A 20521-nucleotide genomic window follows, 5' to 3' on the forward strand; every position below is an offset into this window, starting at 1 on the left:
TAAAGCAAATGGATGTTAAACCCAGTGATTATGAGCCAGTAGAAAAGCAACTTGCAAAGTTTATGCGGGCATTGGCACACCCAGCCCGAATAACTATAATGATCCGGCTTGCCAGGCAGGAAAGTTGTACTGAAGGTATAATAAACGATTTACCAATTGAAGAATCTTCAGTTGCAAAGCATCTAAAAGCACTGGAAGTTGTTGGTCTTATAAAGGGGAATACCTCAAATTTACGGTCACGCTATTGCATTAACTGGTACGCCTTTTCGGATTTTTCTGAACAATTCAATTTAATATTTAAAACCTTTGTGGAGCAAGCACCGACGCAAAGCTGCAAAACCAAGGTTTAAGTCATCTTTGATAATTTAACTAGGGTTTCTAATACACTGCAGAGCAAGAGAAATATTGCCATTACATATTTCTCTTTCTTCCAATTATCAAAAAACGGTGGTGGCTGTTGCACAACTAATCCGTCACTTTATAGAAGCGATTCTTATGTAGTTAGAAGCACTAAGAATCTCATAAATACGAAAACATCCTTTTCAGATAACATATATATGCAACTCTTAGGTAGTTGCCGCTCCCTATTTTAAGGCTTTATTACTTCCCAGGAGTTGTGCAACAGCCACGGTGGAATAATGATAATGGCTTACACGAATACCTTCGTTTTTTTGTAATCCAAATTATCAAAAACTCATCATCAAAAACTAAAATTCTGATTTGAATAATGGAATGAGTTATGATAATCAGCAAAAGAAAACGCTAATTAATTTTAATTTAATTGCAACATCCTAAAGAATGTGGTGTCTTTTAAAGAGATACTACAACCTAGTTAATAACAGCTAATAAGTCAATATGAAAAAAATCATGATTTTTGTTCTATGTTCTTTCATCGGAAGTACTTGTTTTTCACAAACTTTATCAAAAGCCGATTTCATAGAAGATTTAGAGTATTTAAAAAAAACCTTACCTGTTAAGCATACCAATCTTTTTGCAAAGATCACAAGCCCGGCTTTCGAAACAAAAGTGAACTCTATTATCAACAAGGCTGATACATTAAATTACGACACTTTTGCTACAGAACTTTTTAAGCTAACGGTGGGCATTGGTGATGAGCACACCTTTGTTGAACCTAAATTTACCCAGATACTTCCCATCAAATTTGAACTTTTCAAGGAAGGGGTTTTCATAATTGGCATAGATCGGGCAAATTCAGCCTTTTTACAGGCCAAATTAATTGCAATTAATAATCATAGCATCAATAGTGTAATTTCATTATTTAAAGAAGTCATTCAAACTGAAAATAAGTCTTACTTCGAGGATCATTTTCTCCATTTCATTAATAACCCTTCCTTTTTAAAGGGTTTGGGTATCATTGAAGATAATAGCGAAGCCGAATTTACCCTGGTTGATAAAAATGGAAAGCAGACCAAAATTAAGTTAGCAGCCGTTGAGGGGAATGATATTTCGAATATAGAATTGACTTTTGCCCAAAGTGATATGCTAGCCAACAAGAAGAAAGGAAATTATTGGTTCAACTATGATTCAGACAGGAAAACGGTTTATTTCAATTATAATAATTGCCGGGATGAGCAGGACAATCCTTTTGCAAAATTTAATGGCGAGCTGTTTACTTATATAGCTCAACATCAACCAGAGAAAATAATACTCGATCTGCGGTATAATAGCGGTGGCAACTCTGGAATTTTAAGTCCCTTTATCGAAAAGATCAAAAACAGCTATCTCAACAGTAAAGGAAAGTTCTTTGTTCTGATTGGCAAACAAACTTTCTCATCAGCAGTAATGAATGCTGTTGACCTAAAAAGAAATTCTAATGCCATTTTTATTGGCGAGGCTACCAGCGGCAATATCAACCATTATGGTGAAGTAAGGGGCTTTAGCCTGCCTAAATCTAAAATAGTGATTGCCTATTCTACAAGGTATTGGGAGCTTTGGAAAGGAATGAAGGGGCCTTTAAAGCCTGATATTCATGTAAAGTATTCGATCAAAAACTATGTAGAAGGAAGAGACGAAGCAATTATGCAGGTATACAGGAATTAGAAATGCCGCCTTACACGTATACCTTCGTTTTTTTGTAATCTAAATTATCAAAAACTCATTGGATAAATCGCTGCCCGTTGACCCCCAATATCCAAAAATATTTTTCTCATAACTGACTACTAATCAATGAACTTATAAACTATAAAAATTGGCGCAAAGGGGTCATTCTATTCTGGTTTATCCACCTAACCCCGCTGCGATTATTTGAAAAATTTAATTTACTATACAGATGTGATGCATGCGTAGTTTCAATATTGAATTAAGATAAAAACTTTAACGATAACGTATACCGCTAAGGAAACAGATTTTCTTCACCATATTTTTCATAGTAAGCCTCCACCCTGTGAATCGTGTCTTCGAAATCAGTATGAAAGTTAGATTTACGTATGGTCGACTCTAGGGAAGCGGCGAACATATAGTTAAAGTTTTTTAGAAGATTCTACTTCAGTGAATCAATACCATTGCAAAGCAGAAAAAAGCAGGCCACGGCTAACTACCTTTTGCCTTCAATCCTTGATGTCTTATTATTTATTAGTATAATCAATCTCACTCAAAACACATTTTATACTACCGTAGTACCGTAAACTACCGATGTACAAAGTTTGAACATTAGAATTTTGAAAGAAATACGGATAAAGAATGGTCTACCAAAAGTACAAGAAAACGAAAACCAAAAACGAACACCTAGACAAGACTTCTGAAATCAGAAACCTAAAAAAAGCTAGGGCATCTGATTTTTTACCTGAACAGTTAAAGGAACTTTTTGATAATAGTGAACGCAAAATTGGTGAACATGAGCGGATTTTGCTATCTTTATTAGTAGAGATTATCGTTGAAATTACCATAAAAGAAGAGTTATGAAAGCTATCGGTTATATGCGTCTTAGCACTAAAGATCAGTCAAAATCTTTAGAATATCAAGAATCTACAATTCGCAGTTATTGCGAAAGGAATAAAGTAGAACTTATCGAATTATTTAAGGATAATGGTGAGAGCAGCTATACTTTCGATCGACCAGATTATAGAGCCTTGGAGTTGTTTTTAAAAAAATATAAAAGTAAATGCGATTATTTAGTTGTGCTTGACCACGATAGGTTCAGTCGCAACCTTCCTGAAGCGCTAATGAAGATAGCGGAGCTTGAAAAAAACTTTGGAGTCAAGGTTGTTTCGACTAATGAAAGGATTGATCTGGATACTTCCGATCCTGACGTCTTTATGAAACGCGCATTCGATTACATGATTGCTAACAAAGAATTATTTACCATCCGCAACAGAACTCGGCAAGGTATGCGAAATGCCAGAGAAAACGGACGATATTTAGGTAGGGCTCCGATCGGATACAAAAATATTCTGGATGGGACAAAAAGAAACAAAATTGGAATTGACTACGTGAAATCTCCAATAATTGAAAAAGTATTTCGCGATTATTTGTTAGGCGTTGCTCCTTATATCATCTTAAAAAGCATAAGGGATATGGGATTTCGATATACCAATCATAATGCTGTTTACGATATCCTTCATAATTGTTTATATGCAGGTTTAGTAAAAGTTCCTGCATATAAAGACTTACCTGAGAAATTTATCAAGGGTAATCATGAGCCAATTATAACCGAAGCTGAGTATTGGCTTGTGCAAAAATTATTAAGTAACAAACGACCTATGAAAGTGAGAACAGATGAGGAATTTCCATTAAGAGGGGTATTAAAATGCTGGTGTGGAAAAAGCATGACTGCTGGATGGTCAAAAGGCAAAAAACAATATTACTTGTATTACAGATGTCTTGAGCACACGAACATCAATATTCCTGGCCAGGTTCTTCACGAACAATTTGACACACTATTGAGAGAGCTAAGTTTTGATGAGGTGCAAATTAAAATTTTAAATCTCGGTGCAGAAGCAATGCTAAAGAACCCAATTAAGGAAAAACGAGAATTGCTTCAAAACATGATCGCCGATTTAAAAAATTTAAATCTCAAAATCAGCGGCCTGGAAGAAAAATTTATGAATAATGAAATTGAAAGTTCTACTTACAAAACGTGGTTTAAAAAATTAAATGAGGAAAAAGCAGTGTTAGAAAATTCACTGAAGCCTAAATCCTCAACAAATATATCATCTCAGGAAATCATTCAAAAAGTATTACCGAATTTGAGAAACCTGTTAGGCATATATGAAAAAGGAAATATCTTTCAGAAGCATTCTATTGTTAGAGCAGTGTTCAAAGATTCGTTGGCTTACAGTAATGGCGTGTTTAGAACACCCTATATTAATCCAGCATTCGAACATAACTTACTGAAAGTCAACGAAAAAGGCCTGCTCATTTATGAGCAGGCCTCTAAAAAATTAACGAAATCTTCGTTAAGTACTCGAGAGGAGATTCGAACTCCCACACCCGTACGGGCGCCAGCCCCTCAAGCTGGTGCGTCTACCAATTTCGCCACCCGAGTAAGTGGAGTGCAAATATAATTTAATTTTAGATTTTCGAAACAGGATTTATAATTCAATTTTCAAACCATCATAAGCCAGCCGTATATTCGATGGCAAATTATTTTCTACTTCATTATGCAAGCCTAAATTGTGACTGATGTGTGTTAGATAAGTAGTTTCTGCACCGACCTTTTCTGCAAAAGCTTTCGCCTCATTTAACGTGAAGTGAGAAATGTGCGGTTCATTCTGTAATGCATTAATCACCAATATCCTGGAGCCCTTTATCACATTAAAACTTGCGTCGGAGACGGTTTTGGCATCTGTAATGTAAGTGAAATCGCCAATTCTATAGCCGGTAATGGGCAGCAAGTGATGCATCACTTCGAATGGGAGAATTGTGTTCTCTCCTATTGTAAATGCATCACCATTGTAAATCGTATGGAGCTTAATCTGCGGTAAACCATGGTATTTGGTATCAGCAAAGATGTAATAAAACTCACGTTTCAAAGCCGTCTGCACACGTTCTGTCGCGTAAACATCAATAACCTTATGCAAAAGGTAGTTAAACGGACGAATATCATCTAAACCCGCTATATGATCTTTATGCTCGTGAGTAAATAAAACGGCATCCAAATCTTTCACCTTCTCGCGCAGTAGCTGGTAGCGAAAATCCGGCCCGCTATCTATCACAATGTTCTTATCGTCAGTTTGAATTAAAATTGAAGTCCTTAACCGGTTATTTTTTTTATCGCCCGATGTGCACACCTCACAATTACATGCAATTACCGGAACGCCCTGCGACGTACCCGTGCCTAAAAACGTAACTTTCATTGTAAAAAATTTTCCTTTCTGTACATGTAATATGGTTTTGTAGCTGGGTTAAAATAGCGCTGTTTGTTTTAATGAATGATAAAACTGACGTTGTTTTTCATCTAACAGATTTGTATCAGGATTGGTTTGCTTAACCAACACAACTAAGGCTGCAATTTTTCCCTCCAGATTTGAAAATTTATTTACCACAATAACCTTATTATGCTCAATCAGGCAAGAGCCTGTTTTAAAGTTTCCTTTTTCATAGCGAACCTTGAAGCCCATAGCAAAAAGCAATTGCTCTAATTTTTCTAAAGTATGGTTTGTTATTGGCAACGACATTGAAACAAACTTAGAGAAAATATGCAGCATTCATAACTACAAAGTTGTTTTTTTAGGCCAATGGTGTAGCCCGCCTTTACGATAAACATTGAACTTTCATCCGTTCACCTACCTTCGATTTTTAGAAGAATTGCTGCTAACAATGCCGTCAGGCCTAATTGAGTATTGCAGCAACGCCTGGTAATATGATACACATCAACCGTGTTGCTAATAAAAAAGGTTCAGCTGTTTCCAACTGAACCTTTTGTTACTATTCCGCAAGGCGGAAAATTACCTCAAATCTACAACCTCAACGCCAGGATATTTTTTTGCATCGAAGGCAAATGTTGTTTCTGGTACGTTTACGTTAGGTGAAAAAGTTTTCACATTGTAAGTATACTTATTTCCGTTTTTATCAAATAAAACCACGTTTGCAATCTGCTTAGCCGCTTTATCTATGCTCAAACGAACTTTGAAAATCGATTTTTTAGCATCAACCGGTGTCAAATCTATCATTTGATAAGTTTTTGCACCAATCTTTGTCTCGCCGGTATAAATGTACTTAAAGCCTTTTTCGTAAACAGTAAAAATCTTAGCCGGATTAATGGCATCGCCACTATTATCCACGTTACTCACCTGAACCTCTTTATCCTTTTTTAAATAGGTCCATTGGCTTTTACCATCACTAAACAACTCCTGATTCGTCATGGCAACTTTATATTTATTTGAGTTCGCCTTAACGTACAAAGTACCTTGTTGTGTTTCTTTCACTTTAGCTTTTGGATTATCCAGCGTAAATGTGAAATCGGTTTTAACGATATTATACGACTTGTATTTTTTACTTACATCAGCCAGGATAGCTTTCGCTTTCGCATCAGTTTGAGCATAAGTTGACGTTGTAAAAGCAACTACAACCATTAATGCTGAAATTAATTTCTTCATCTCGTGTTTTTTAAATTTTCTTTTGAAACTTTAGATTAGATTTCCTTGCATTGGTTTAATCTAATCTTTACTGTTCATACTATTCAAGAACTGTTCCAAAGAATATTCATCAGGGTATAAAACCTCACGGGCCTTACTCCCTTCAAACGGGCCAACTATACCTGCAGCTTCCAGCTGGTCGATAATTCTACCCGCACGATTATAACCTAGCTTAAGTTTACGCTGGATGAGCGAAGTAGAGCCTTGCTGATGCATCACAATCAGCCTTGCAGCATCTTCAAAGAATTTATCACGTTCATTCGGGTCAAAATCTGCCTTACTTCCTTCTCCTGCCTCATCAATGTATTCTGGCAGCTGATAGGCATCAGCATAACCACGCTGATTGCCGATAAATTCAGAAATTCTATCCACCTCTGGTGTATCAACGAAAGCACACTGTAGCCTGATTAAGTCGCTACCTGTGGATAAAAGCATATCTCCGCGACCAATCAACTGGTCTGCACCACCACTATCCAGAATAGTACGCGAATCAATCTTCGATAAAACCCTGAATGCTAACCTCGCTGGGAAATTGGCTTTAATTGTACCTGTAATAATGTTAACCGATGGCCTCTGTGTAGCTAGAACCAGGTGAATTCCAATGGCCCGTGCCAGTTGTGCCAAACGTGCTATCGGTGCTTCAACCTCTTTGCCGGCAGTCATCATCAAGTCGGCAAACTCATCTACTACGAGAACAATAAAAGGTAAAAACCTATGCCCATTGTTTGGATTAAGCTTACGCTTGATAAACTTATCATTATATTCTTTGAGGTTCCTAACCTGTGCATCCTTCAACAAATCGTATCGCTGATCCATCTCGATACAAAGCGAATTCAATGTATTAACCACCTTCTTAGTATCGGTAATGATGGCGTCTGCTTCTCCCGGAAGTTTAGCGAGAAAATGGCGCTCAATTCTGTTAAACAAGGTAAGTTCAACCTTTTTAGGGTCGACAAGCACAAATTTTAATTGCGCCGGATGTTTTTTAAACAGTAGAGATACCAGAATAGCATTAATACCAACCGATTTACCCTGCCCCGTTGCACCTGCAACCAGTAAGTGAGGCATTTTGGCCAAATCGGCAATAAAAACTTCGTTACTGATGGTTTTCCCTAGCGCAATTGGCAAGTCCATGGTATTTGAAGTCCACTTTTCGGTATTTAAAATGCTACGCATGGGCACCATTTCAGGGTGCTGATTAGGTACTTCTATACCAATTGTTCCCTTGCCTGGCATTGGCGCTATAATACGAATACCTAAAGCTGCGAGCGAAAGAGCAATGTCATCCTCCAGATTTTTGATTTTTGAAATTCGAACCCCGGGAGCCGGGATGATTTCATAAAGCGTAACCGTTGGACCAATGGTAGCCTTAATCTTATCTATCTCGATATTGTAGTGATTAAGCGTTTCTACAATTTTATTTTTATTTGCTTCCAGTTCCTCCGCATTTACCGAAATTTTATTGGTGCCATAATTTTCCAGCAAATCGACTGTAGGATACTTGTAGCCGGATAAGTCCAGCTTCTCATCATAATTACCAAACTGCTCCACCAAATCATCCGATTTTTTTTCTTCTTCGGTTTTTTCAATGATAAAGGAAGGTTCCTTTTCCTCTTCAATCGTTGGCTCTACGGTTAAGGGCATTGTAGCCGCAACAGCCGCTGTTGTAACCAGCGGTAAATTTGTAGCCATAGGCGACAAGGTTACAGGCGCAATTATTTCATTATCATCTTCTTTCCCTTCGTAACGACTTGGCTGTATTACCACATTTTGCTTACTACGCTCATTATTGAAAGGTGCCTTCTCCCGTACCGGAAATTCTATCGGCTCATTAACTTCTTCAACTTCCTTATTTTGAGCGAATCTTTCACGCACTTCATTCACAAAATCAGGCGTTTCGTTATCGAGGTAAACTTCTTTTTCCTTACGTTGCGGCAGCTTGAAATCAATGTTATAGGCGATGATGAGGATGGTTAAGCCCGCAAAGGCAATTAAACCGGCAACACCCGCAGCGCCAATCTGCGCCGCTAATAGTTTATTGCTCCAGTAACCAAATTCACCCTCAACATAATGTGGCGAATCTGACCAGAAACTGTGTGCGAAACCTAAAGTTAACGAGATAAAAAGCAGGAAAAAAAAGCTGTATCCCAGCGTTTTGGAAATGGAAAGAATTTTTACCTTAAACAATAACCGGTAACCTATAATAAAAAAGGCAAGTACAAATAGAAATGAGGCAATACCAAACCATTCGTAAATAAACTGGTGAGATAATAATGCACCAAATTTGCCCAACCAGTTTTGTACAACCGGGATAATAACGCCAGCATCCTTTAGTTCTTCGGCGGTTTTAAATAGATTACTCCAACCTCCATTTGCATCAATTACGTAACTCTGATCATCTTGCCAAGTGAATAAATAAGATGTGAAGGCAATTAAAAAATATAGAGAAAGTATAACAAAAAACAAACCTACAATCTTTATTGCACGGCCATCCTGCAAGTCGAAACTCGGCAAATATTCTCTTTTCTCTTTGGCCTGACGACCCGAAGACGCTCTGCCAGGTGCATTTTCAGCGCCTTTATCTCTAAATGTATTGGTTTTAAACTGGTTTCCCCTTACCGCCATTTTCTATTCTATGATATTAAACAACAAACTTAGATAAAATTGTTGCCATTGCGAACAATTTTATCTTTCTCCCGCCTCGTCTTCTATAAAACAAACAATGGATGGAAGATTGCATTACATTGGTGAAATCAATCACGGGATGTAATTCGCCTTAAATTACTTAAAATATTATGCACAAATTAAACCTTGACAAGAAAAAATCGTCTATAATTTAACAATGCACAAGTTGCTACGTTTTGTCAAATGAAACGGATTTTGTTTTAGGTTTATCCCGTTTTACCTGAAAGGTGAAACGGGATTTTTTTAAATCGTACCACTATAACGGCAACACCTAAAGCAATAATATACCCTGAAAAGATATATTTAGACCTGAAGTTTCACACTCCATATTTTTTTTGTTAATTTAAAACGAATATTTGAAAACAAATCAATACTATGAGTACAGCGCAACTCGAAGAACAGATTGAGGCAGGAAATTTAGAGGCAGTAAAAACAATTTTGATAAACAGCCCTGCTTTGGCAGGTACTGAGACTTCACATAATGTTTCACCTTTATTATTGGCTTGCTACTATAAAAGACCGGATATTGCCAATTTAATAGCTGAGTTCTGCGACAGTATAACTTTGTTTGAAGCTTGTGCCGTTGGAAAGTTTGACACCGCTACATTACTTATTTTTCAAAACCCTGACGACATTAATAAATTTTCTGATGATGGCTTTACACCATTAGGACTGGCCTGTTATTTCGGACATGAAGAGCTGGCCAGATTCTTAGTGCTTAAAGGTGCAGATGTTAATTTAGCCTCCAGAAACGGATTCAATGTTTTTCCGATACATTCGGCTGTTGCTGCAAATAATATAAACATCACCAAAATGCTTTTAGATAGCGGCGCCTATCCAAATGTTTGCCAGAAAGCGGGTTTGGCACCATTACATACCGCAGCACAACTTGGTAATATCGAATTAATAATTTTGCTTTTAGAACATGGCGCAGAGGTAAGCTTACGTATGGAGGGCGGAAAATTGCCAGCAGATTTGGCTGAAGAAAAAGGTTTTCTGGAAATTGCAGAAATTTTGAGGGTAGATTAGTGTTGTATTCAAAAATTTTTAATGAGAAGTTTAATACTTTACAGTTAGAATTATTCCCAAATTCTCAGCCTGATTTTTTTCATATATGTTCTGATGTCCAGAACAACGGCGGCAAGAAAATAAAACAGTATCGGGAAACCTACAGCGAGAAATGAAGAATAAATAAAAAACAAACGAACCTTGGCTGTGCTCATGTTAAGCTTGCTCGCCAGGTAAGTAGATACACCGAAACTCTGCTGCTCAAAATAGGTTATTATTCGTTGGAACATCGTTATCTTTTTAGGTTTTTATCTTAAGTGATAAATTGGAGGATTAAATCCTTTTAATTTACCAATACTAATTTAACAAAATTTTTTGGTTAATGTTCAAACGAATAGCAATTCGTTACTCGAGCACCAACTTTTCAAAATCTTGTCTGTCCTCATGTTTGATGAAAAGAAGCTGCTGGTCTGCTAAGCCCGTAAACTTTTTCTTAAGCTCATCCTTAAACTTTTCAATATCTACGTTATTGTTTAATATCACGGTAAGCGCATCTGCATTGCCTCTTACTTCGATAATTTTATCGGGGTAAAGTTCTCTAAGTTCGTGTGGAAATTCCATATTGACAAAACCGAATAAAAGGTAGAAAGTTTGACAAATTAGCAATTAGGTTTGCCTCAAAATTTTGATGCCAATACCACAAGATAAACATTTTTTCGCATCGCAATACTGTTTTTTTAACTGTAAAATTCCCTGAGATGCAAAAGCATTATCAATTTTTACACCTGCTGAAGTAAACTTGTCGGCAATTGCATTTTCCTCTGGCGGTAAGCTTTCCAACAATTTTATCGCCCTGCTAACGTAAAATTGCGTTCCAGTATTCTTGCCGTATGCAAATAAGAAAAGCGCAACCGTGTTTAACAAAATATTATCTACCGATGGTTTACCAGGCTGGTTGCTGACAACCACTGCGTCTTTTCTAAAATGGTAATGCTTTTTCCAATAATCGTTAACCGGTAAATTTTCAAATAAGGCTCTGAGCTCTGATATGTTACTGATTTCCATCACTTTTGAAAACAAATGATTTGCCTTTACAATTAATGCCGCAAATTGCGCTAAACGCATCGTTGGAAAATTTTGTGGCCGCATTCGCAAAAATTTCCACAGCGAAACATCTATTGCTTGTATGTTATATTTCTGTTGTAAAAACTGAAACTCCTTTTTTAATTTCGCTGGATATTCATCCTTTAACTCATCTTTTAAAAAACCGGCCGAACCAAAAACAAGGGCTTCAATCTGTAATACATTATCTTTATGCTTTCCGTAAATTTGTTGCGGAACGGCTTTTGCAAGGAGTTCGAAAGGTAGTGCGTTTACCTTGAAACCAAAGTTACGGGCCAGAAAACGATAGAATGTTTCGTCCCAGTTTCCATTTAATTCATTTAATGTTTCGATTACGGCATAGCTTTTTTGTTCAAATCTTTCAATTAGTGTTCGGGATAACCAAGCATCGATAAATATTTTATCGACGTGTTGGATTTGCGCAATACAAGGAAAATCATTCAGATTGATGAACAGCTTCTCATATTTCTGAATCAACGTTTCCGCGATACGGTTTTTTAATTCGAGTACTGGTAAAACAGAGCCATCTCTTCTTTTAATCTCAACATCGTTATCATAAACTACATGCAGAATTACATTTTCATAGCTGGCGTCGGCTTGGTGATTATGCTTTAACCAATCTGATGATTTGATGTGAATTTCTATGTTACCCGCCCAAATTGTGGTTTCAAGTAAAATTTTACCATTGCAAAAATCCGGACCCGCATTTTTATTCAGAAAACCTTGCTGAATGATTGTCAGGTTTTCGCCCTCAACAGTTTTTAAGCTGTTGTTATCGAACGACCTGAACTGCCACAGTAATGAAGAAAATCTTCAGAAATATACATTCCTGAATATAGAAAATATTCCTAAAGGTTTTATGAAGATGCTTCCAGTATGTGAAATCTTGACTGAATCAACCGATAGAATTATACCACTTCTGCTTTCTTTTTATAATTGGTGATGAATACGCCGGCGATAATTAAAATTGTTGCGACAATTAAATCGATACCAACGTGTTCCTTCAAAATTAACCAACCCAGAAATATTGCAATAATTGTATTAAAATAAGTAAGGATGGAAACTTCTGAAGCCGAAACTTTTTTTAATGCATAATGGTAACAGAAATAGCCCAAAACCGAACCAAATATCGCGAGGTAAACCGCAGCAAATATGCTTTCTGGCTTCCATTTGCTTGTATCGGCTTCGCCAGAAAAAACAAGCGCCAATCCAAACTGGACTATCGCTGAGAAAACGAATTGATAGAATAGATTTAGAAATATGTACTGAGGCTTTCCGCTATGTTTTTTAGAATAAATTGTTCCGATTGTCCACCCCGAAACTGCAATTACTAATGATAAAATTCCGTTTCGGTAGCCCGGCTCAAGTAAATCGCTAATTCCATCTCGAAAAATGAATACAATACCTAGAAAACCGATAAAAACGCCAATAAAACCTTTCAGTGTTGGCTTTTGGATGCCAAGAAAAACACAACCGAGAAAAACGAGTAGCGGCGAAGTTGCGTTTATCAAGGATGTTAGCCCGCTTGGGATTGTTTTTTCTGCAACGGTCGTCATTCCGTTGGCAATAACAACCATCAAAATTGAAAGTAGAATTTGTCTTTTAAAACTATTCCAGCCAATCCACTTTAGCTCTTTTTGTTTTATCAAAATAACAAGAATAATTATAGATGCAACGGTTTGACGGATAGCGGTTACGTACCAAGCCGGAATACTTTCTACGGCAACACGAATGCCCAAATAGGTTGTGCCCCAAATTAAAGCAACACCGGTTAAAGCAAATATAAGTTTTAAGTCTACTTTGGTATTCATGGTTGGTTGGAAGTTTTATTCAGAAAACACAAATTAACAGAACGGCATTTTATTTTCAGCTCACCTACAGCTTTGATGGCGTTAAGAAGTATTGTCGCTAACTTTAACTGGTAAATTCGAAATCTCCGACTAAACTAAGCTTGCTTGAACTAATATTTGCGCCATTTCTTGTTGCAACTTCAAAGCCTCTTCCCTGGCCCGCTCTGCAAAATCCTCTCCCTTGCTTGCATAAATAATTCCTCGAGATGAATTTACAAGCAAGCCGCATTGCGAATTCAGGCCAAACTTGCAGACTTCCTGCAAATCGCCACCCTGGGCACCAACACCCGGAACCAACAAAAAATGGTTTGGAGCAAATTTACGCACATCGGCAAAGGCAGAGCCACGCGTTGCGCCCACAACATACATCATCTGCTCATCTGTAGCCCATTGTTGCGATGTTTTAAGTACTTGCTCAAAAAGTTTCTCGCCACCTATTTCTTGCATCTGGAAATCAGCATGACCTGGATTTGAGGTTAAAGCGAGTAGAATTACCCATTTATTGCTAAAATTTAAGAATGGTGTAACCGAATCGCTGCCCATGTAAGGTGCAACCGTAACCGAGTCGAAACTCATTTCTGACGACTTTTCATTAAAAAACGTTTCGGCATACATGGCCGAGGTGTTGCCAATATCGCCTCGCTTAGCATCTGCGATGGAAAAAATGTTCTCGGGAATATACTTCCAGGTTTCAATTAAAGTTTCCCAGCCTTTTTTGCCATAACACTCGTAAAAAGCAGTGTTTGGTTTGTAAGCAACACATAAATCTTTCGTAGCATCAATAATTTGTTTATTAAATTCGAGAATTGGATTTTCGTATTTGAGCAGGTGCTGAGGAATTTTATCCAGCGAAGAATCAAGTCCGACACATAAAAATGAACGTTTTTTTTGTATCTGCTCAAAAAGTTGTTGCTTAGTCATATAAGGCCTTATTTGCTGCAAATATGAGGTTTTTAAGTGCTTTTGACCAACAAAAATATGTTCACATTTATCTTTTTTATAAACAATTTAAACTTTTTCTTGCGGATTACGTTTCAAATACATACAATTGCAACATAATTTCTCAACCGTTTATCTGAATATCCCAGAAAAAATTTATCAAGACTTGTTTTTTGTTACCATTTTTTGAAAGCGATTTATCGTTTTTATTCAGCTCGTAAACAATTATGAAACCATTTTGAGTGCATCTAAGAATAACTCATTTGTTTTATAGCCTTAAGAATTTATACACAAATAAAACCGCCGGGCCAACGCAAACACAAATTTAGGCCTGTGCAGATTTGTAGCAGAAAACGTCTGTTATAAACAAATGAAAAATTTCTTGAAACATATATATTTAGAATGTTTAGCAAAACAGAATTAAATGATAAGCTCACACCAGAATTACGTGAACTTGCAAAATCTTATGGCATTGAAGGTGCCGAATCCCTTAGAAAAATAGACCTTGTTGAAGTACTGTTACACCAGCAAGAAATAATAAACGCAGCTAAGTCGGGTGCCGACCCATATAGCGAACCTGAGCCAGTTGCAGTTGCACCTGTTGCAAAAACCAAAACGGCAAAGGCCGAAAAAACACCAAAAGTTGCTGCATCAGCTGCTCCTGCTGCCGCAACATCAGAAAAACCGGCTAAAAAAAGAGTTAGGCTAAGTAAAGATGAAGCCTCCGCTCCGATTGAAAGAAAAAGAGAATCGGTAACTCTATTTGATGAGCCGCAACACCAGCAACAACCAGAAAGGCAGCCAGACAGAATTATTGAATCGGAAGATGGCGGCAGTAAGCCAATTTCTGCATTGATAGAGGAATCAGCAGAAGTAATTCCAGCTGCTCCGAAACAAAAACAAGAACAAAGAGAAAAACAGGAAAAGGGACAACGCGATGATAATCGCCAGCAGAAACAACCTGGAGGTGGCAACCATCATAAAAATGAAAACAGCTACTCCAATCTGGATTTCGATAATGTAATTACAAACGAAGGCGTTTTAGAAATTATGCCTGATGGTTATGGTTTTCTCCGCTCTGCAGATTACAATTATTTAACCTCTCCTGACGATATTTATGTATCTCAGTCGCAGATAAAACTTTTCGGTTTAAAAACCGGCGACACCGTAAAGGGAAGCATTCGCCCGCCAAAAGAAGGCGAAAAATACTTTCCTTTGGTTCGCGTAGAAACCATTAATGGCCGCATTCCTGCTGAAGTTCGCGACAGGGTTCCTTTCGATTACTTAACACCACTTTTCCCGACCGAAAAATTAAATTTATTTACGGATAACAGCAACTATTCTACCCGTATAATGGATTTATTTACACCGATTGGTAAAGGTCAGCGTGGATTAATTGTTGCACAACCTAAAACGGGTAAAACTAACCTCTTGAAGGAAGTTGCAAACGCAATCGCTAAAAACCATCCGGAAGTTTACTTAATTATTCTTTTAATTGATGAACGCCCTGAAGAGGTTACCGATATGGCCCGCAGTGTAAGAGCAGAAGTTATTGCATCTACATTTGATGAGCCGGCCGAGCGCCACGTAAAAATAGCCAATATTGTTTTGGAAAAATCCAAGCGCTTGGTAGAAAGCGGACATGATGTGGTAATTCTCCTGGATTCTATTACCCGTTTGGCCCGTGCTTACAATACAACTGCGCCGGCATCTGGTAAAATTCTATCGGGTGGTGTTGATGCCAACGCATTACACAAACCAAAGCGTTTCTTCGGTGCAGCCCGTAATATTGAAAATGGTGGATCTTTAACCATTTTAGCAACCGCTTTGACCGATACCGGTTCTAAAATGGATGAAGTTATCTTCGAAGAATTTAAAGGTACCGGTAACATGGAGTTACAGTTAGACCGTAAATTATCGAACAAACGTATTTTCCCTGCAATCGATATTACAGCATCGAGCACACGCCGCGATGATTTGTTACTGGACAGAGATATTTTACAGCGGGTTTGGATTTTACGTAACCATTTGGCCGACATGAACAGCCAGGAAGCAATGGAATTTGTACAGGCACAAATAAAAGGCACTAAGAGCAACGAAGAATTTTTAATTTCGATGAATAGCTAGAATAAGGCTAAAGGTAAAAGATGTAAGGCTGAAGGTTTCCGTATCGGACAACTTCAGCTTTACACACTTACGGTTTAATTTTGCAGAACTTTACCTTAACCACACACCATAAATTTTATGAAAAGGCATATCCCTAATTCGATTACCTGTGCAAACCTTTTTTCTGGCTGCATCGGAATCGTTTTTGCATTTAAGGGTGATTTACAGATTGCAGCATATTTCGTTGTTATCTCAGGCATTTTTGATTTTTTTGATGGAATGGTTGCCCGGCTTTTAAATGTAAAATCAGCAATCGGCAAAGATTTAGACTCTCTGGCCGACATGGTAAGTTTTGGTTGTTTACCAGGCGTGGTTATGTTTCAGCTGCTTAAAACAAGCGATTATTCTTCTGAATACCTGCCTTACTTAGGATTCATAGTCACCGTATTTTCTGCCTTACGTTTAGCAAAATTTAATAATGATGTGCGGCAAACTGAAGATTTTATTGGCTTAAACACGCCAATGAACACACTTTTTATCTGCTCATTGCCTTTTATTGCAGTCGATTATCCTCACGTTATCGGCTCAACGATTTTACTTATCGCGATTGTGGCACTTACCAGTTTCCTGCTAATCAGCGAAATAAAAATATTTTCCTTAAAGTTCAGCGATTTTAGCTGGCGTAAAAACAAAATTAAGTTCTTATTCCTGCTACTGTCGGCAGTTTTAATCGGCGTGTTGAAGTTTGCTGCAATCCCATTAATATTGGTACTCTATATCGGTTTGTCAATCCTTCACTTCCGGGGCGAAAACAAAGAAGTAGCAAATTAAGTCACAACTTGTATTTCAGTTTCACCTCTACGATAGTTCTTTCAATCTGCTGATAGATCTTGTCTATCAATGAGTTCAAACTCGCAATTTGTTCAGCTACATGCGGTAGATTTTCTTGTTTCCGAGCTCCATTTTCTATCAATTGAACAAAATCTTTCACATCTCCACGACCAACGTAAGTAAATGTGGGCTTTATTTTGTGGGCGCACTCCGCTACCCTTTTCCAGTCTTTTTTAGCTAAGGCATCTTCAAGTTCTGCCATGTAAAACGGCGTCTGTTCTGTGAAGGTTTCAAAAACTTCGATCATAAATTCAGGATCATGACCTACTATTTCTGTAAGATAGGATAAATCTAAGGGATGATTATCTCTGTTATCTTGCATACCCAAACTTAGGTATTTACAATTTGTTTACCTCCAAAGTATCAGAAATATTTTCAGCAATTTGTAAAATCGTTTGCTTTAAAACAGGATGCATTACCTCAGGCGCAATTTCAGCAAGTGGTTTCATAACGAATTTACGGTTTTGCATCTCTGGATGAGGCACCTGAAGTTTTCCTTCAATATTAATAATTTCATCTCCAAACAAGATTAAGTCGATATCTATTAACCGTTCGCCCCACTTCTCTTTTCTGATTCTACCAAGTTTTTCCTCAATTTCTAATGCCACATTCAAAAGCATCAAGGCACTTAAATTTGTTTTTAAGGCAACCGCCTGATTTAGAAAATCGGGCTGGTCTTCCTTGCCCCAGGCTGCTGTTTCATAAATGGATGATACCGCAGTCAGTTCGCCCGCCTCGCTATTTAACAACCTTAAGGCAAGGGCCAGATTTTCCTGTCGGTTGCCCAAATTTCCGCCTAGTAACAAATATGCAATTGTGTACTCTAATGCCATATTAAGCCTCGTATTTTTATATCTTTACGGCACAAAATTAAAACATTTAAATGAGAGAATTTTTTAAGTATTTATTTGCTTCAATGTTAGGATTTTTCCTATCCATAATTGTGGTATTTTTCATCTGCTTTGTAATCATTGCTGCAGCTATCTCTTCCATTGATGACGACAAAACGGTTACCGTTGGCGCAAATTCGGTGCTGTTTTTAAATCTGGATCAGCCAATAACCGAGCGCACACCTAAAAATCCCTTCGGAAATTTACCCATAGTTGGTGGCGAAGAAAAAGATGGTATTGGATTAAACGACCTTTTAAAATCGATACAACGTGCAAAAACCGACGACAATATCAAGTGCATTTACTTAAGTGTTAGCAGCCCCAATGCAGGCTTTGCTACCATGAGGGAAGTTCGGAATGCATTAATCGACTTCAAAAAATCTCATAAAAAAATATTGGCTTACAGCGAAGTTTATACCCAGGGAGCTTATTATCTGGCTTCGGCTGCAGATAAAGTTTATTTAAATCCTGAAGGTGCGCTGGAGTTTAAAGGGTTTAGCTCTGAACTTACATTCTTTAAAGGAACGCTTGAAAAAGTTGGCGTAGAGATGCAGGTAATTCGCGTTGGCAATTACAAAAGTGCAGTAGAGCCTTACATTTTGGATAAAATGAGCGATTATAATCGTAAACAGGTTACAGCTTATGTTGGTGGTTTGTACAATACTTTTTTAACAGATATCGGCCAAACCCGCGACATTCAGAAAGATAGTTTGTACAGCATTGCTGATAATTACAAAATCAGGGAACCAAAAGATGCTGTAAATTTTAAGATGATTGATGGACTTAAATATAAGGATGAAATTCTTGAGGAGCTGAAGGCGATATCCGGTAAAACCAAGAAGCAAAACATAAGTTCTGTGTCTGTTAACGATTATGCGAAGAATAACAGTGCCACTGGTTCTGGCAAAGATAAAGTTGCAGTAATTTACGCTAATGGCGAAATTACCGGCGGCGAAGGTTCTGATAATCAAATTGGCTCAGAACGAATCTCGAGAGCCATTCGCAAAGCCCGTTTGGATGATGACATCAAGGCGATTGTTTTACGCGTAAACTCGCCGGGCGGCAGCGCCCTGGCATCAGACGTAATTTGGAGAGAGATCGTTTTAACCAAGAAAGAAAAGCCGGTAATTGCGTCTTTCGGGGATGTTGCTGCGTCTGGCGGTTACTACATCGGCTGTGCTGCTGATAGTATTTTTGTTCAACCAAATACAATTACAGGTTCAATCGGTGTGTTTGGCATCATTCCAAACTTTCAGAATCTTATGACCAACAAATTAGGAATTACTTTCGATGGTGTGAAAACCGGTAAGTATGCAGATATTATGGCAACTAACCGCCCGATGACGGAGGGAGAAAGATTTATTATTCAAAACGAATTAAATAGAATCTACAGTGGTTTTGTTAGCCGCGTTGCGGATGGAAGAAAGAAAAGCAAGAGTTACATCGACAGTATCGGCGGTGGCCACGTTTGGATTGGCACCGACGCAGTTCAAATCGGTTTGGCTGATAGAATAGGAAGTTTTAATGATGCCATTAAATCTGCAGCCAAAAAAGCGAAGCTTAGAGACTATAAAGTTGTGGAATACCCAGACGTTATCGACCCACTGAAATCGTTGCTGGAAGAAAGCACAGACAGAATAAAAACTTACTATACAAAACAAGAGCTTGGCGATAATTTTATGTTATACCAACAGATGAAAAAAGTTATTGCAAGTTCAGGCATCCAGGCCAGAATGCCTTTTGAGGCAGTTATAAAATAGCGATTGAATGTAAAATAGATGATGAAAGCAATATCATCATCTATTTTACTTTTGCTTTAATGCCTTCCACTCCGGGTGCAAAGTTAAATACGTAGCGTTAATCGGTTGGTTTGCTGGATGAACGGTGAGGGCAACACTCTTGCCGCTCAGAAACTCGATGCCAATTCCATCCTGTTTAGAATCGAAAACCGTTACTGTGTCTTTTTGTTCGTTTAAATAAGCGGAAACCTTCTCCATCCCTGGGAACGTTTGTTTTGTTTCCGATTCTGCCATTCCAATCCGATAACCATCCTGGGTTTTATATTCAGCAGATGTAATTCTGATTTGTTTAACAGCTTTGACACGCATGCTTGTATCACGGTAAGCCGAATAAATTGCTATTTCTTCTTTTTGTTTAATTGAAGAATCAGTACGATACCAAATTCCCCAGGCCTTTCCCATTGCCGCATCGCTAACGTCCGGCTTTCCGAGCATTTTACCCACTATTTCCACATCTTCGCCCAATGAAATGTCGCCCACCGAACGCCCGGGAACGATGAGAAAACGGGAATCAACGATTTTACCTGGGCCAGATTCAATGCTCGCTACGGAATCACTTTTGTGTTGAGAATTTTGAGACGACTGGCAAGCAACTAAACTGGTGCTTAAGAGCAGGATGGCGATTTTCATAGAAT

General features: G+C 37.9%; 19 protein-coding genes, 1 tRNA gene and 1 pseudogene. 8 read left to right on the forward strand and 13 right to left on the reverse strand.

Annotated elements, in window-relative coordinates:
* Positions 1-8: 8 nt before the first annotated feature.
* From ASG14_RS08830 to ASG14_RS20695, 4 genes and pseudogenes are all read left to right on the forward strand, one after another.
* On the forward strand, positions 9-350 hold the full coding sequence (locus ASG14_RS08830) for a helix-turn-helix transcriptional regulator (protein ID WP_056870693.1): 342 nt from the start codon (positions 9-11) through the stop codon (positions 348-350).
* 505 nt (positions 351-855) lie between these two features.
* The gene (locus tag ASG14_RS08835; RefSeq protein ID WP_056870694.1) at positions 856-2061 is read left to right on the forward strand and encodes a S41 family peptidase; all 1206 of its coding nucleotides are present in this window, start codon (positions 856-858) and stop codon (positions 2059-2061) included.
* Between the two features lie 639 nt (positions 2062-2700).
* Positions 2701-2922, forward strand: coding sequence for a hypothetical protein (locus ASG14_RS08840; RefSeq protein ID WP_056870695.1), 222 nt, complete (start codon positions 2701-2703; stop codon positions 2920-2922).
* A gap of 14 nt (positions 2923-2936) precedes the next feature.
* Positions 2937-3698: pseudogene (locus tag ASG14_RS20695) on the forward strand (recombinase family protein); the annotation flags it as partial.
* A 722-nt stretch (positions 3699-4420) separates the two neighbouring features.
* Here the strand turns inward: ASG14_RS20695 and ASG14_RS08845 are convergent.
* From ASG14_RS08845 to ASG14_RS08865, 5 genes are all read right to left on the reverse strand, one after another.
* A tRNA-Leu gene (locus ASG14_RS08845) sits at positions 4421-4504 on the reverse strand.
* A 46-nt stretch (positions 4505-4550) separates the two neighbouring features.
* Positions 4551-5315, reverse strand: coding sequence for an MBL fold metallo-hydrolase (locus ASG14_RS08850; RefSeq protein WP_056870696.1), 765 nt, complete (start codon positions 5313-5315; stop codon positions 4551-4553).
* A gap of 48 nt (positions 5316-5363) precedes the next feature.
* Positions 5364-5636 carry a hypothetical protein gene (locus tag ASG14_RS08855; protein WP_056870697.1) on the reverse strand — a complete coding sequence of 91 codons (273 nt, stop codon included), beginning with the start codon at positions 5634-5636 and terminating at the stop codon, positions 5364-5366.
* 270 nt (positions 5637-5906) lie between these two features.
* A complete protein-coding gene (locus ASG14_RS08860) occupies positions 5907-6557 on the reverse strand; it encodes an outer membrane lipoprotein carrier protein LolA (protein WP_056870698.1) in 651 nt (216 codons plus the stop codon).
* Positions 6558-6617: 60 nt separating this feature from the next.
* Positions 6618-9221, reverse strand: a complete 2604-nt coding sequence (locus ASG14_RS08865; RefSeq protein ID WP_056870699.1) for a DNA translocase FtsK — start codon at positions 9219-9221, stop codon at positions 6618-6620.
* A 435-nt stretch (positions 9222-9656) separates the two neighbouring features.
* Here ASG14_RS08865 and ASG14_RS08870 point away from each other — a divergent pair, with 435 nt between their 5' ends.
* Complete coding sequence (locus tag ASG14_RS08870) at positions 9657-10310, forward strand: ankyrin repeat domain-containing protein (protein WP_056870700.1); 654 nt, start codon at positions 9657-9659, stop codon at positions 10308-10310.
* 50 nt (positions 10311-10360) lie between these two features.
* Here the strand turns inward: ASG14_RS08870 and ASG14_RS08875 are convergent, their stop codons facing one another.
* The 5 genes from ASG14_RS08875 to pyrF form a co-directional block, all read right to left on the reverse strand.
* The gene (locus ASG14_RS08875) at positions 10361-10579 is read right to left on the reverse strand and encodes a PspC family transcriptional regulator (protein ID WP_056870701.1); all 219 of its coding nucleotides are present in this window, start codon (positions 10577-10579) and stop codon (positions 10361-10363) included.
* 115 nt (positions 10580-10694) lie between these two features.
* Complete coding sequence (locus ASG14_RS08880; RefSeq protein WP_056870702.1) at positions 10695-10910, reverse strand: hypothetical protein; 216 nt, start codon at positions 10908-10910, stop codon at positions 10695-10697.
* A 45-nt stretch (positions 10911-10955) separates the two neighbouring features.
* Positions 10956-12209 (reverse strand): DUF2851 family protein, encoded by a 1254-nt coding sequence (locus tag ASG14_RS08885; RefSeq protein WP_369817226.1) that lies wholly within the window; start codon positions 12207-12209, stop codon positions 10956-10958.
* Between the two features lie 110 nt (positions 12210-12319).
* A complete protein-coding gene (locus ASG14_RS08890) occupies positions 12320-13222 on the reverse strand; it encodes a DMT family transporter (protein ID WP_056870703.1) in 903 nt (300 codons plus the stop codon).
* A gap of 129 nt (positions 13223-13351) precedes the next feature.
* Complete coding sequence (pyrF, locus tag ASG14_RS08895; protein ID WP_056870704.1) at positions 13352-14182, reverse strand: orotidine-5'-phosphate decarboxylase; 831 nt, start codon at positions 14180-14182, stop codon at positions 13352-13354.
* 420 nt (positions 14183-14602) lie between these two features.
* Here pyrF and rho point away from each other — a divergent pair, with 420 nt between their 5' ends.
* Entirely contained in the window at positions 14603-16327 is a 1725-nt protein-coding gene (rho, locus tag ASG14_RS08900; RefSeq protein WP_056870705.1) for a transcription termination factor Rho, read from the forward strand.
* Positions 16328-16444: 117 nt separating this feature from the next.
* The gene (gene pssA, locus ASG14_RS08905; RefSeq protein WP_056870706.1) at positions 16445-17137 is read left to right on the forward strand and encodes a CDP-diacylglycerol--serine O-phosphatidyltransferase; all 693 of its coding nucleotides are present in this window, start codon (positions 16445-16447) and stop codon (positions 17135-17137) included.
* A 1-nt stretch (position 17138) separates the two neighbouring features.
* On the opposite strand, the gene ASG14_RS08910 is transcribed toward pssA, so the two are convergent.
* Both ASG14_RS08910 and folK read right to left on the reverse strand, forming a co-directional pair.
* Entirely contained in the window at positions 17139-17519 is a 381-nt protein-coding gene (locus tag ASG14_RS08910; RefSeq protein WP_056870707.1) for an Hpt domain-containing protein, read from the reverse strand.
* 16 nt (positions 17520-17535) lie between these two features.
* Complete coding sequence (gene folK, locus ASG14_RS08915; RefSeq protein ID WP_056870708.1) at positions 17536-18030, reverse strand: 2-amino-4-hydroxy-6-hydroxymethyldihydropteridine diphosphokinase; 495 nt, start codon at positions 18028-18030, stop codon at positions 17536-17538.
* 50 nt (positions 18031-18080) lie between these two features.
* Between folK and sppA the strand changes: the two genes are divergently transcribed.
* Positions 18081-19847 (forward strand): signal peptide peptidase SppA, encoded by a 1767-nt coding sequence (gene sppA / locus ASG14_RS08920; RefSeq protein WP_056870709.1) that lies wholly within the window; start codon positions 18081-18083, stop codon positions 19845-19847.
* A gap of 45 nt (positions 19848-19892) precedes the next feature.
* Here the strand turns inward: sppA and ASG14_RS08925 are convergent, their stop codons facing one another.
* Complete coding sequence (locus ASG14_RS08925) at positions 19893-20516, reverse strand: hypothetical protein (protein WP_157274885.1); 624 nt, start codon at positions 20514-20516, stop codon at positions 19893-19895.
* Positions 20517-20521 lie beyond the last annotated feature (5 nt).

The sequence above is a fragment of the Pedobacter sp. Leaf194 genome (genome assembly GCF_001423945.1).
In the GTDB taxonomy this organism is placed as follows: domain Bacteria; phylum Bacteroidota; class Bacteroidia; order Sphingobacteriales; family Sphingobacteriaceae; genus Pedobacter.